Annotated in this window: 11 protein-coding genes; 4 read left to right on the top strand and 7 right to left on the bottom strand. The window is 36.8% G+C overall.

Annotation, left to right across the window (positions count from 1 at the left end):
- The first annotated feature begins 81 nt into the window (after window positions 1–81).
- Window positions 82–1,017 carry a LysR family transcriptional regulator gene (locus GLP24_RS12560; protein ID WP_101768756.1) on the top strand — a complete coding sequence of 312 codons (936 nt, stop codon included), beginning with the start codon at window positions 82–84 and terminating at the stop codon, window positions 1,015–1,017.
- Here the strand turns inward: GLP24_RS12560 and GLP24_RS12555 are convergent.
- Window positions 1,008–1,880, bottom strand: coding sequence for a YjjW family glycine radical enzyme activase (locus GLP24_RS12555; RefSeq protein WP_232601129.1), 873 nt, complete (start codon window positions 1,878–1,880; stop codon window positions 1,008–1,010). The two genes, GLP24_RS12560 and GLP24_RS12555, sit on opposite strands and share 10 nt — an antisense overlap.
- 16 nt (window positions 1,881–1,896) lie before the next feature.
- The gene (locus GLP24_RS12550) at window positions 1,897–3,429 is read right to left on the bottom strand and encodes a YjjI family glycine radical enzyme (RefSeq protein WP_232616101.1); all 1,533 of its coding nucleotides are present in this window, start codon (window positions 3,427–3,429) and stop codon (window positions 1,897–1,899) included.
- 547 nt (window positions 3,430–3,976) lie between these two features.
- Here GLP24_RS12550 and GLP24_RS12545 point away from each other — a divergent pair.
- Together GLP24_RS12545 and GLP24_RS12540 are read left to right on the top strand one after the other, a co-directional pair.
- Window positions 3,977–5,755: a L,D-transpeptidase family protein gene (locus tag GLP24_RS12545; RefSeq protein ID WP_152652707.1), complete on the top strand. Its 1,779-nt coding sequence runs from the start codon at window positions 3,977–3,979 to the stop codon at window positions 5,753–5,755.
- Between the two features lie 146 nt (window positions 5,756–5,901).
- Complete coding sequence (locus tag GLP24_RS12540) at window positions 5,902–6,633, top strand: HAD family hydrolase (protein WP_232616100.1); 732 nt, start codon at window positions 5,902–5,904, stop codon at window positions 6,631–6,633.
- A gap of 98 nt (window positions 6,634–6,731) precedes the next feature.
- Here the strand turns inward: GLP24_RS12540 and GLP24_RS12535 are convergent, their stop codons facing one another.
- Entirely contained in the window at window positions 6,732–7,685 is a 954-nt protein-coding gene (locus GLP24_RS12535; protein WP_101768751.1) for a TerC family protein, read from the bottom strand.
- A gap of 889 nt (window positions 7,686–8,574) precedes the next feature.
- Here GLP24_RS12535 and GLP24_RS12530 point away from each other — a divergent pair.
- Entirely contained in the window at window positions 8,575–8,973 is a 399-nt protein-coding gene (locus GLP24_RS12530; protein ID WP_101768750.1) for a hypothetical protein, read from the top strand.
- Between the two features lie 75 nt (window positions 8,974–9,048).
- Here GLP24_RS12530 and GLP24_RS12525 read toward each other — a convergent pair whose 3' ends face one another.
- From GLP24_RS12525 to GLP24_RS12510, 4 genes are all read right to left on the bottom strand, one after another.
- Window positions 9,049–10,419, bottom strand: coding sequence for an SLC13 family permease (locus GLP24_RS12525; RefSeq protein WP_232616099.1), 1,371 nt, complete (start codon window positions 10,417–10,419; stop codon window positions 9,049–9,051).
- 503 nt (window positions 10,420–10,922) lie between these two features.
- Window positions 10,923–11,702: a SanA/YdcF family protein gene (locus GLP24_RS12520; protein WP_232616098.1), complete on the bottom strand. Its 780-nt coding sequence runs from the start codon at window positions 11,700–11,702 to the stop codon at window positions 10,923–10,925.
- Between the two features lie 199 nt (window positions 11,703–11,901).
- Window positions 11,902–13,590 carry an NAD-dependent malic enzyme gene (locus GLP24_RS12515; RefSeq protein ID WP_101768747.1) on the bottom strand — a complete coding sequence of 563 codons (1,689 nt, stop codon included), beginning with the start codon at window positions 13,588–13,590 and terminating at the stop codon, window positions 11,902–11,904.
- Between the two features lie 289 nt (window positions 13,591–13,879).
- The gene (locus tag GLP24_RS12510) at window positions 13,880–14,776 is read right to left on the bottom strand and encodes a 1,4-dihydroxy-2-naphthoyl-CoA synthase (protein WP_152652704.1); all 897 of its coding nucleotides are present in this window, start codon (window positions 14,774–14,776) and stop codon (window positions 13,880–13,882) included.
- Window positions 14,777–14,834 lie beyond the last annotated feature (58 nt).

The following is a 14,834-nucleotide window of genomic DNA, read 5'->3' as shown; positions in this document are numbered from 1 at the left end:
ACCGCTATAAATGATTGTTATATAAATGCCTATCGATAGTTTATTGATCGGCATTTTTTATTTTTATCCTAGAGATAATAAATGGACTTAATTAAGCTATCCCGCATTAGCATGAAGCATCTTATTACTCTACATGTAATGCTAGATACTCTCAGTGTGACTGCGTGCGCACAACGACTTTGTGTCAGCCCATCGTCAGTCAGTAAAACATTGAGTCAATTGCGTGACACGTTGAATGATGAATTATTTTATCGAAATGGTAATCGATTAGTTTCAACACCATTAGCTCGTCGTTTAGGGCCAATGGTGCATCAGATGATCAGTGATATGAATCAGATCATGACTCAGGAAGAGTTTGATGTTGCTAATTATGCCGGCAGCTTTTCATTGTCGATGCGAGAAAGCACCTTTGAATTAATTGCAGCACCTTTGTGTGAACATATATTAAAACTTGCACCGAATATTCGGTTAGATATTTGGTCTAAAGATAATATTGGTGTCAGTGGTTTAGCAAAAGGGGTATTGGATTTTATTATTTTGCCTCATGATCTCAGCCAGCCACCGAATATCGATAACAACTTAGTTTGGGAAACCTTATTTACTGATGAAATGGTGTGTTTAATGTCACCTGAACACCCGTTAGTGACACAATCACTGACGATTGATGATTATTTACAGTATGATCATATTGGTATTGTTGATAATGATCTTAGTGTGCCATTTTTTGAAATACAGCTTATTCAGCAACATCGTAAGCGGAAAGTCATGGTGAATGTGGCTGATTTTGGTGCTGCGGCGACACTGTGTAAAACAACTGAGTTATTGTTTACTTGTTCAAAAAAATGGGCAGAAGTGGCAGCGCAAGCACAATCATTGATCATGAAAGAACTACCGTTTAATTATGGTCAAGTAGGGTACAGTTTAGTGTGGTATCAACCAAGCATGAACGATCCTGCGCTGCGGTGGCTGTATCAGCAAATTACAACGGTCGGACATAAAATCGGTCGTTATACATAAACCATTGGCAGAATTAGATTAGTGATATTACGTTCGGTTAGCTGCATTGCTAATGTTTCAATATCGGCTTGATTACAGGTTACCCAGTTTAAGGATTCACCTGTTACGCCATGATGTTGAAATGCATTAAGCTTTATACGAACGTCATTATTTAATGTTGTTAAGTAAGCTGCAACGTCATCGATATATTGTTCATAATCGGTGATCTCAGGGATTTGCAATAACCGTACTTCATATAATTTTTGGTGTTGACTTAACCAAGAAATACTCGCCAATACTCGGTCATTATCACGGCTGGTTAGCCACCGATGAGTGGTATTGTTCCATGCTTTTAAATCAATCATCGCCCCATCAAGATAAGGGGAGACTGATTGCCATCCTGTAATGCTTAAACTACCGTTACTGTCAATCATACAACTGAGATGTTGCAAGCTGGGATCGGATTTTATTGCTTTAAAGAGGGTAATTATATACGGTAATTGTAATGTTGCTTCCCCCCCCGTTACCGTAATGCCATTAATAAAGAATAAGTTATCTCTGATCAATTCCAAGGTATCAGTGACTGTTAACGTGTATGTTTTTGGTGTTGATTGTTTATTACACGTGGTTAAGCATGCATCACACTCAGTACAGGTCGTCATATTCCATACTACAAACGGTTTATTGTTTTGTGTGATAAGTTGCAATGATTGCGTTGGGCAGCTTGGTACACAATCACCACATTGATTACACATATCAATTGTTTGTGGATTATGGCAGTTTTTGCAGCGGTAGTTACACCCCTGCAAAAACAGCACCATACGATTACCTGGCCCATCAACACATGAGTAGTTCAATATTTTGCTGACGGTAGCAGAAATCATAGTAGGTATTCTTCATTTATTTTGATGGGTAAACAGGTGACATTTCACGGCTAACAACACGTGGTTGGCGCTCTAGAATATGTGTGTTTTCTGATGCTTCAGTTCCTAACCAGGTTGTATTTGTTCGTGAACCTTGTTGTTTGAATTTCGCAATATCAGATAACTTAACCATGTAACCAGTCACTCGCACAAGATCATTGCTGGCCACGTTAGCCGTAAATTCACGGAAACCTAACGCTAATGCACCTTTACATAATTGCACTAATGCGAGTGGATTGTTCTTGATAGTTTCTTCAATCGTTAAAATTTCACTGATACCCGATGTATAGTATTTATGGTGTGCTGCTAGCGCCTTAATATGAACCACTGGATCCGGTTCGGTGCCGTAAGGAATACGAATGCCTGGTGTAACGTCGTGATCGCAACTAATACCCCCTTGCGAGTGTAATAATGCTCGACCATTGAAACCGTATTTCACTGGGGTTGTTGTTACAATGTCACTTAATGTTTCACTGATTTTTAATCCGATGGCATTCGCATCTTTATTATGGCCATATTTTGCCGTTGAACCTGATTTCTCCATCAGTATATTAACGGCCTCAGCCATACCGAAAATACCAAACATTGGCGCAAATCGATCTTCATAAATTAAACCTTCGGTGGTTAAAAAACCGCTAAAGAAGTTTGATTCTTGATGTAAGAAAGTTGAGCGTGCATCAATAAGTTCAAACATCAATGCACTGTAATATGGCAGGGTTGCTGTTAGAAAGTCATCAATGCTATTACTACGTAGCGCGACTTCTTTTAAACTCATACGTACTAATGTGTTTGCACCACCCGCAAGCGGAAGAGAGTTATAGCAACTTACAATACCGAATCCTTGTTTGCCAAAAGCATCTGAGAACATTGGATAATTAGCAATATGCGGCTTACTGCACTCACAGATATTATTACAGGCTTGTTGTAGTAGGCTCTCTGGCGTGATTTTTGGATCATACATAAAGGTTAAATTAGGTGCGACTTGTTTAAGTTCGGCATCAATAGTTAAAATCAGACGGCAAACAATGTTGTCTGTTGGACCAATGTTGACGTGCATAAAGGCATCAGGGAGGGTGCGATCTAGCATGATCCAGAAGTTTTTTAGCTTACGGTAAAGAGCCTCTTCGCTAATGTCGCTAACAAAAGGCAGCAAGATTTGATCGAGTTGACCAAGGTAAACGGGTATATTAGTGACTGACGGTACATTATGATAAATAATAGTCAGTAAGTTGATGGCTTCATCTAAATTTGTCGCAGGTGCCAGTTCTAGATATTCTGAACCGTGCTGTAAAAATTTAGCATAATCTGGAAGAACATATCGAGGCTTGAAAGGAGCATTACCTTCAAACATGTCACAAATAATCCCAGCATTTTTTGCCGCTGCAACATTGGTAGATATTGGCATATAATCTACGAGTGCTTCGGCCTCTAATGACAGAAATAATGTTTTTTGTTTTGTACTTAACGTTGCATCAGTAATGATATTTTTAATTTTAGTTTGTGATGTCATTGTTATGTTCTTCTTATATCCATAGGTTTTATGTGGCTAATTTAACGTATAGCTATTGTTTCCAGAAGTGAAAAAGAAAGAATATTGCTTTTCTTAAATGGAAATCCATGAAATGTGATTCTTTGAATAAGAAAAAAGGGGTAATTAAAAATTGCTAGTAATATATTATGTAAGGCAAGTTCGAAAGCTTAATTATTGAGCTGATAATCTACTGAAAAATGAGATTTTTATTTTTTTCACATTGATATTTATTTTTAATAAAAGAATGTTTTTTTAGCTGTGAAGTGAAATATTTTTGTTTTATTTCAGTTAAATCAACGGATTATTTTAATTTTCTGGTAGATCTTAAGATAAAAAATCATGATATGGCATAATTAATTTTTAAATTTTCATTTTTTGAATTGTATCATTTGTCAAAATTTGTCTAAATATACCCAGTTAGTTTTTTATGAACTATGGATTGCCGTCATTGCATATCAATAAGATAAGCTGTAATGCTAGGTATGGTGTTTTTCGTTCTATTTTATAGGTAAGGATCGCTTTGACGATGTTTAATCCTCAACGTGTTGTTGCTAAACGTGTAAGTAAACTTTTAATGTTATCGCTGATGGTACCCGGCAGTGTTTTTGCGGCTGAGGTTAGTCCTGCTGTGCCACATAATGTCGCTGCTGTTGCACAAAATAATGTGCCAATTGTAGGCGCTAGTACTATATTGCCTAAAGTCGCTGTTGATGAGCGAAAAGCACCGTTAACAACGGGCAGTGTTGATTGGTCTTCATTGAATAATCAGCATTTACAAAGCACAAAGATGTTATGTGGTGATACGACAAGTAACGTTTGTTTCGCATCGCAAATAGAACAAGCTTATGCACAAAATAAGTTTTATCCTCTTTGGAATACGGTAGCATTACGTAATGAACTAGCATTGCAACTACAAGTGCTTGCTGACAGCAAGATGCTACCAGGTATTGCACAGCGTTTAGCTGAAATGAAGCAACTTGAACAAGACGGTAATCTACGTGGCTATGATTTATTAGCGACAGATACTTACTATGTTTATCGTGCCTTCCAGAATTATATTGCTCAACATCGTAGTGTTTTATTCTTGTCTGAGCCTGTTAATATGACCCATAGCATGTTGGAATATGCGAAAGGTGATGATGCATATCCAATGACAATGGCTAAATTAACAATGTACCGTCCTACATATGTTGATTTTGAACCGACCATAAAAGTTATTCAAAAATTTGAAAATTTAGCACCGCATCTTTTAACAGCAGCAAGTTTTAAAAGTGTATATCGCCAAGGTGCTGTATTACCAAATGGTCATGAAATTGCCCAAGTTTTATATCATTTAGGTGATATGTCAAAGGCAGATCGTGATAATTTGCTAGCCCAGCCAACAATTACTAATACAGGTGTAATGTTTAATAGCATTAAGACGTTCCAAAAACGCCATGGTTTAAGTGTTGATGGTATTGTTGGACCTGGTACAGTTAAACAGTTAGTGATGCCTTATAGCGATATTGCGCGTGTTCTTGCATTGAATACCTTACGTTTATCTGCTTTAAATCGTCATAACGATACGCGTGCTCATATCTGGGTAAATATTCCAAACTATAAATTGGAAGTATTTGATAACGGTAAAAAAGTCTTTGAGTCTAAAGTTATTGTCGGTCGTGATACGCGTCCAACAAACTTATTCTCATCTGCGATCACAACCATGGTCGTTAATCCATATTGGAACGTGCCAATTACAATTAAACAGCATGATGTAATTCCGAAAGTAAAAATTTCTCGTAATTACTTGAAAGCGCATAATATGCAGATTCTAAATAGCTGGCGTGATCGTACTGTTATTTCACCAAGTAGTATTGATTGGGCGACAGTAAACCCAAAAACATTCCCTCATGAATTCCAGCAAGGTCCTGGTCCTCATAACTCATTGGGTAATGTGAAATTCTTAATGCCAAATGATTATGCTATTTTCTTACATGATACGCCTGCTCATGGTCTATTTAGCCGTAATAAGCGAGACTTAAGTTCTGGTTGTGTTCGTGTTGAGCGTGCTGATGATTTAGCAAATTATGTTATTAATTATCAAAATCGCAGTAATATTGCACCCTTTAAAACAATGCTAGATACCAAGCAACATAAAGTAGTGAGCTTATCTAAGCGTATTGATGTTGATTTTGTATACTTAACAGCATGGGTTGATCAAGATGGTCACCTACAAATGCGTAATGATATTTATGGCTATGACTCACCACAAGCTAAGCCAATTAAAGCTAAATTCATTACGATGAAAGATTTTATTAAACACTAAAGTAGTATTGATTGTGTAATATGTAAAAGCCAGCACTTAGATGCTGGCTTTTTTATGTGCGAAAGTTACTTACTCAAGGTAGAATTTAGTTATTATTTTAAACAACATAGTTAGGGTGTCGTGATCTGCGGCACAATGGGAACGTAATGTTAAAAGCTATTTTTTTAGATATGGATGAAACCTTATGTGCGACATCAGTTGCAGATAAACAAGCATTGGCGACGTTAAAACATTATGTTCAATCACAGTTTCCGACATTGAATGCAGATGTTTTTTGCCAACGTTATATCGCTGGAATTTATAAACAGCTAAATAGTGAATTTCCGCAATTAGTGGCGCTATTAGATAATGAATTACTGTTTCGTCAAACATTAGTACAAACATTATTTACTCAGCAACAGATAACCCTTTCTTTTGAGCAAGCTGTCGCTATTCAAGCAGCATTTGATAATGGTCGTATGGCTGGATTTGATTTCTTTCCTGAAGTTAAAGCGATGCTCGCAACGCTACGTCAGCAGTATAAGCTGGTGGTGATCACTAACGGTCCTGTTTTTTCTCAGTATCCTAAACTTGCAGCTACAGCAATGGATCAACATGTAGATCATATTATTATTGGTGGGGAAGAAGCGGAAGAGAAACCTGCATTCAGTATTTTTAAAAAAGCATTAGATTTAGTGGGTTGTGAGCCAAGTGAAGCTCTATATATGGGAGATTCATTAGCAGCTGATATTGCTGGTGCAAATGGGGCGGGTATTGCTAGTGTGTGGATTGATACTGGCAAGGAGAGCGATCATGACAAGCTTTCGCAAATTACACCATCATATATTGTGATGCAACCACAACAGCTCTTGAATGTGATAACGCAACATTTTGCTTAGTAAATAGTTAACGATTATAAAGTAAACAATAAAAATGCCACTGGTTATCTATTTTAGTTAACAGTGGCATTTTTTATTTAATCAGTAATTAGCAGTAATTATTGTTCAATTGTTTCAATATTACGTGTTTTCCATAATGATGCACTGATAGCAATCGTAATGGAAAGAATGATTACGCAAAGTGAAATCAAAGTTGGAATCGCATACGGTGAACCAACAAGTAACATTTTGATACCAATGAAGCTTAATATAAATGCCAACGCAACACGTAAATAACAGAAGCGGGTTAACATGCCTTCTAATACAAAATACAGTGAACGTAAACCTAGTAGGGCAAACACGTTAGCAGTAAAGACTAAGAATGCTTCTTGGGTAACAGCAAAAATTGCAGGAATTGAATCCAGTGCAAACATTACATCTGTTAGTGAAATAACTGCGACTACAACTAACAATGGTGTTGCTAACCAGCCTTTATCATCTTTAACAAACATTTTATGATCATGATAATCATCTGCGACTCTAAAGAAGCGTTTTACAATACGTACAGGCGCTGAATTTGAGAAATCTTCTTGTTCTTCTTCACCTTCACGCCAAAGCTTAAAGCCTGTGTAAAGTAAGAAAACAGCGAAAATATATAGGATCCAGTGATAGTCAGCTAATAGTTTTGCACCAACGCCAATCAAACCTGCTCGTAAGAAAAGAGCACCAACAATACCCAACATTAGGATACGAGGACGTAAACGTTCTGGCACCGTAAATTGACTAAAGATTAAGGCAAAGACAAATAAGTTATCAACACTTAGAGATTTTTCTAATAAGTAACCAGTAATAAACGATGTTGCTGCTTGTTTATTTGTATATGTGCTTTCTGGTGCCATTTGTGGCCAATATAGATAAATAAAGCCCATAAAAATAAAAGCCAAACATACCCAAAAAACACTCCAAAGTGCCGCTGTTTTAATTGATATTTTACCGCCACGTGTTTGGTACAAATCCAATGCAAACATTAATACTGTTAATACAGCAAACCCTTCATAACTAAAAATACTCATAGAGTTCTCTCTTTTATATAAATATCGAGTGCATTAATTTATTACTATTAGTCTTGTTGTTTATTTAACGATATTTATGAAAATCGAGTCAAATAAAACAGTACTCATAACAATGTATTATTGCACAAAATAAAATACGAAAGGTATGCCATAGGCGAGCCTAAACAAAACCTTCCGCACATTAAAAAAACCCATGCAATTATGTTGCATAGGTTCGATTACATTTTTATGTAAACGATAATGGCATTGGTCTCGTCAAAATGGTGCTAGCAGTAGTGTCTATGGTAGACAAAAGTTACTGCGAGCAAATCCACTTACGGCTGCCGGAAGCGTATGGCTTCGAGATGACGACAGGCGAACAATTGTGACTACTCCCCAAACGAGGCAATTTTAGACTTGTAGACGGTAAGTTACCAGTCGTTTTTATAGTTAATTTGGGTCAATATCTTAAATTGTCCTAATTTAGCGCAATAAGATGTAAATTAGATGAATAAAATATCGTTTAATTGTTTTGTTTTATTGCACTTATAGATAGTGCATTGAAAGAAAACTAAAAAAAGTATTCGGTAGATGGTGTATTGGGTTGAGTTGTCGTCGTATAGAGGCACGATGTAAATTATGACTATTAGCTATTTTTTACAAATTGAAATTGATTTTATAGATTATGTATTTTTTAGGGGGTATTGGTTGCTTCTTATATGTTAAATAATTGTTTTTATGGTATTTTTTATGTGTGAATTTGTAGGTGGCGCGTGATATTCGTCACATATTTTAATTGTGATATATACAACTAAAATTAGTATAGACGTATAGTAATTACTCGCGTTAGGTTATCTAGCGGTGTATCAATTGTATTGAGCACATACGATGTTTCTGACTAAGGATAGCTATGGAAACAGTAGTTGAGAAGGTTATAGAAAAGGATGTGATTTTTGATTACACAGAATTTCTATCTAAATCATGCCAGCAACGTTTGTCATTTATGGATGCCATAAAATATTTAATCCCATCATTTGAAGTGATAATAAACACAACAGAGAATAATCATTTATCTTGTGCTGAGCAATTAGAAGCTAAAGCATTAAAAGTGTTATCAAGTCATGCTAGTGATACTAATAACTTAATTTTATTATTATATTTGGCAAAACAAGAAGGCATTACACAGCTTATTGTTTATATGCCATATTCTCTTGATGAACAGCAATTAACTGAATTGAATAATAGAATAGAAGGTACTATTGAGTTTATCAAAGGTAATAGTGAACATTTATTGTTTATTTTAAATTAAAGTGATTTATTAAAAAAGGTGACGATTATCGTCACCTTTTTGTGCATTATTTTTCTTATGTGATAGTGTGTTTATTTACCAGAATAACCATGTGAATATAGTTAAGAATATAATACAAACAATATTTAAATAAAATCCGACTCGCATCATTTCACTTTGTTTTATATAACCAGTACTAAATACAATCGCATTGGGTGGTGTAGCCACGGGTAACATAAATGCACAAGATGCACTAATAGCAATTAATGCCGCTAATACAACAGGTGAGACTCCTAATGCTTCTGCAACCGTTGCAAAAACAGGAACTAATAAAGCAGCACTCGCAGTATTACTTGCAAACTCCGTAAGAAAAACCACAAAAATAGCCACAGCAAGAATAGTAAGTAATAGCCCTGCTTGGTGCAACATATCACTTAGCGCGGTTGCAAGGAATACACTTGTTCCTGTTGCTTTAAGAATATTACTTAAGCAAATACCGCCACCAAATAATAATAGCACGCCCCAATCAGTTGAATTTTTAATATCTTTCCATTCAACAACTCGTGATACTGCAAGCATGATAATGGCGCTTAACGCGACTAATGTATCAAATTTAGCATATCCACCTAAAAAAGCATTCACAGGCTTACTGAAAATCCATAAGGCCACGGTTACTATAAAAATAAGCATAGTAATTAATTTACCGTTACTCCATTGAATTGGATTGTGATTAAGTTCAAATTGGTGGTTTAGATCTGGTTTTAATATTACATACAATAGGGCAACGGTAACCGGTAATAGAATAATGGTAACGGGTACGCCAAAGGCCATCCATTCAGTAAAACTTAAACCCACTTCAGCCGCTGCAATAGCATTGGGTGGACTGCCAACAATGGTTGCGATACCACCAATACTGGCACAATAAGCCGTACCTAATAATACAAAAACATAGGTTTTATGGCCGCTTTTAGTATTCACTTTACTTAAAACACCAAGCACAAGTGGCAACATCATTGCTGTGGTGGCGGTGTTGCTGATCCACATCGATAATCCTGCAGTTACACCAAATAACATAAATACAGCAACAGACATACGGCCTTTGGCTGCAATGAGTACTTTATCGGCTATGACTTGATCGAGTTGTTGTTTATGTAGTGCTGCAGCAAGTGCAAATCCTCCTAAGAATAAGAATATTATTGGATTAGAAAAGCTAGTTAAGGCTTTTGACGTATCAAAAACACCAAATCCCACGGCTAAAAGTGGAACGAGTAGAGCAGTAATACTGACGTGAATGGCTTCTGTTAACCACATTATAGCAATGAAAAATAAGATGCTTAAGCCAATCACAACATTACGTTCAAAAGGTAATGTATTGAGAAGAATGATCATCAGTAAACTATTGCCAAGTAGGATTAAGCTATTTCTATTGAATAACCAATGTTTGAGCGTGAGTTTGAGGGTTGTCATAGGTGAATCTTCCATATATTGAGGCTAGATTATTTTTATAGTTAGCTTTAATAAGCGGAAATGATAATACGTTGTGTAGTGGTAGTATTAATGTGATAGAAGTATGTTAATGCGGTATGATTGTTTGTTATTTATTAGCGTTGTGATCTTAATGTGATTTTATGTTTCTCTGGGTAATATTTTTTGGAGAATATTTATTGCGGCAATATCGATTTTTATCATTATATAATTTTGTGAAAAGATAAACAGTGCTGTATATTTTAGTTTATGTTAACATCTCAAATGCAACGGAGTGCTTATTGTGGTGGCTAATAAACAATGAAAGAAAAAAAGATCTGCTTAACTAAAAAAATTCATAAAGAGGCTCAAGAACATATACGATGTGTTCGAAAGCGAGTACTTGATAAAATGAAGAATAAACAACGGGTTAATTAATATTTTTAATAAAGCCAATTAAAAGCCAGGCGCATTATAATGTGGCTGGCTTTTTTAGTGGAGCATGATTATGGCCGGGAAATTGTATTAATAGCTGAAGATGGTGTGATTATCTTAGAATTTTTAGGTGCTAGATCTTCTTTAGTTACTGAAACATCTTTAATTGTAGATTGAATAGAGTGTTCAGTCTCAGGTTTTAATAATGGATCAATAATCGGTTCTTTCGGACCTAAAAATTTAGGTTGTTCGTGTAAAATAAAGAGATCAATCATTGCTTTGACACGAGCAAAAACTTCACGTACTCGAATTTTAAAACTAGCCATACCACGTTGAGGTTCTTTAACCGCTAAACAGGTGGCGTTTATATTATAGTGATCAGCAATAAATAGCGCTCGTTCACAATGAAATTGCTGGGTAATAATAACAAAACGGTTAGTATCAAACACTTCTTTGGCTCGAACGACAGAATCAAGCGTACGAAAGCCAGCATAGTCTAATACAATCTCATTTTTAGCAACGCCAGCCTTTAATAAATCACGTTTCATTGTGCGTGGTTCATTATATGAGCGATGTGCGTTATCACCACTGACTAAAAAGACATCAACTTTATGCTTGTTATAGAGATCGACCGCAGCAGACATGCGATAGGTGTAATAAGGGTTGAGGGTTTTAGCGATGTACTTACTGGTGCCTAAAACTAATCCCACTTTATACGCGGGTAGTTTTGCTGGGTCATGATAAATTTGACTTTCAGTTTGTGCTGAAACCCAACGATCAAGTAATAATAACGTTGCAATAAAGATGATAAAGAGAACTGCAGTAATGCGAATAATGTTGAGCAGTTTCATAATTATCCAAACTAAAAATATAATGCTTTATTAATATCTTACCTTAATAAATGATGTTTTTGTTTAAAAAAGCGAAAACAGAAGAGCGAATAGAGCGAGTTTGTGGGTTTTGTGCGCAATTTCATGCATTAAAGTGCTTTAAATGAAAATCCGAAGTGTTATATCACACTTCGGATTTTAGAAATGAATGAATACTTAATTAAAATGAAGTACGTTTATAACGACGGTATCCTGATTTCCAGAAATTAGCGTCAATTTTCTCACGAATACGTTCATCTGAATGTTTAGGCGCATTATGCTGCTCGACGGCTTTTTTAGCCACAGCAAAAGCAATTTTACGTGATACTTTTTGAATATCTTCAAGTCCGGGAAGTAGTGGGCCTTCACCGTGAATCGCTAATGGTGAGTACTCAGCTAAAGCACGGCTACTTTCCATTAACATTTCATTAGTAACTCGACGAGCATTAACGGCTAGCACGCCTAAACCAATACCAGGGAAAATGTAAATATTATTACATTGAACAATTGGGTAGGTTTTACCTTCATAAACAACAGGAGCAAAGGGTGAACCTGTTGCGACTAATGCGTTACCTTCTGTCCAATGAATTAAGTCAAATGGTGTTGCTTCAACTCGACTGGTTGGGTTTGATAGCGGGAAGATAATAGGACGTGGGCAGTGAGCATACATTTCACGGATCACTTCTTCACTGAATAGTCCTGGTACACCAGAAACACCAATCAGTACGGTTGGTTTTGCATTTCGCATAACATCTAATAATGAAATGTTGTTATCCGATAGTTCCCAATCTTTAATATTGGTGTTCTTTTGGATCAGTGCTTGCTGGAAGTTAAGTAGGTTTGGCATGTTTTCAACTAACAAACCCCAACGATCCACCATATAGACTTGGCTACGTGCTTGAGCATCTGTAATACCATCAGCTGTCATTTGCGCGATAATAGCTTCTGCAATACCACAGCCAGCAGAACCTGCACCTAAGAAAGCAATACGTTGATCAGAGAACTTAGTGCCAGCGGCTTTACATGCTGCTAATAATGAACCAACAGTGACCGCCGCAGTGCCTTGAATATCATCATTAAAACAACATACTTTATCTTTATAACGCTCAAGTAATGGCATCGCATTTTTTTGAGCAAAATCTTCAAATTGAATTAATGCTTCAGGCCAACGATGTTTAACGGCTTGAATGAAATCATCAACAAAGTTGTCATATTCAGCGCCCGTAATTCGAGTATGACGCCAACCCATGTACATTGGATCAGACAGTCGTTGTGGGTTATTAGTACCTACATCAAGTACAACCGGTAAGGTGTAAGCCGGGCTAATACCACCACAAGCGGTGTAAAGCGATAGTTTACCAATAGGAATACCCATGCCGCCGATACCTTGATCGCCTAGGCCTAGAATACGTTCACCATCGGTAACCACAATGACTTTTACATTTTGGCGTGAGGCATTGTTAAGCATGTCTTCAATACGATCACGGTTTGGGTATGAAATGAATAATCCACGACCGCGACGATAGATATTTGAAAAATCTTCACAGGCAGAACCAACCGTCGGTGTATAAATGATCGGCATCATTTCTGTGATGTGATTTTCTACAAGGCGATGGAAAAGTGTTTCATTAGTGTCTTGGATATTACGTAAGTAAATGTGCTTATCCATATCATTATCAAATTTCTGATATTGCTTATAAGCACGTTCTGTTTGTTCTTCGATTGATTCAATAGCTTCAGGAAGAAGACCTTCTAAGTTGAAGAACATACGCTCTTCAATAGAGAATGCGCTACCTTTGTTTAATAGTGGCGTTTCAAGAAGTATTGGGCCAGCATAAGGAATATATAGAGGTCTTTTATTGTTATTCATACGATAAACTCTGTTGCGATTAAGCCAGAAAATGGACTAAGAATTACTCTGCTGTTAATGCTAGAACTTCATCGCTAAGAATTCAAAGGGTAGAGTGATTTATTTCGAGAAAGGGATCATGTTTCTGATGTTTATTTTGTTAATAAGTAAAAATATGACGGTGTTTTATGATAACCAATCGTTTTTAAAATAAAAGCCCTTGAATAAGAGCTTTTATTTTCAAGATGAGATAAGTGTCATTATTGCTAACACAGCAGGCTCATCTTGTGACTATTTTTTGCTACACGTATCAATAATGCCAAGGGAACTTACTGAAATCTTTATCGCGTTTTTCAAGGAAGGCATCACGACCTTCTTGCGCTTCTTCCGACGCGTAAGCTAAGCGGGTTGCTTCACCGGCAAATAATTGCTGACCGACAAGACCATCGTCTGGCAGGTTAAAGCCGTATTTAAGCATACGCATTGCAGTTGGCGATTTACTGTTAATTTCTTTCGCCCAACGTAGTGCTTCTTCTTCAAGCTCAAAGTGATCAACTGCTTTGTTAACCATACCCATGTCATAGGCTTCTTGAGCGCTGTAGTTAAAGCCACAGAAGAATATTTCACGTGCACGTTTTTGACCGATCATTTTTGCAAGGTATGCAGAGCCATAACCTGAGTCAAATGATGCTACATCAGGGTCTGTTTGTTTAAATACCGCATGCTCTTTAGAAGCAAGGGTTAAGTCACAAACAACGTGTAAGCTATGACCGCCGCCAACAGCCCAACCAGGAACAACCGCAATCACGACTTTTGGCATAAAACGAATAAGGCGTTGTACTTCAAGGATATGCAATCGACCCATACGCGCAACATCAGCCGTACCAGCATCAGCGCCTTCGTATTTATAGCCATCTTTACCACGGACACGTTGATCGCCACCTGATGAGAAAGACCACTGTCCTTTATGAGATGGACCGTTACCTGTAATTAATACACAGCCTACATCTGACCATTGACGAGCGTGATCAAGCGCAGTGTAAAGTTCATCGACAGTTTTAGGGCGAAAGGCATTTAAGCAATCAGGACGATCAATGGCAATACGTACTGTTCCATGCGCTTTAGCACGATGGTAAGTGATATCTTCAAAGTTAAAGCCTGGAACGGTTTCCCATAATTCAGGGTTAAAAATGGTTTTGCTAGTCATACGGCACAGCCTCCATAAGTTGATGCTGTAAGGCTAGGGAGTTACAGCAAAAAGTCAA

The sequence above is a fragment of the Photobacterium carnosum genome (assembly GCF_021236965.1).
In the GTDB taxonomy this organism is placed as follows: domain Bacteria; phylum Pseudomonadota; class Gammaproteobacteria; order Enterobacterales; family Vibrionaceae; genus Photobacterium; species Photobacterium carnosum.
This window is presented reverse-complemented; position numbering and strand designations above follow the sequence as displayed.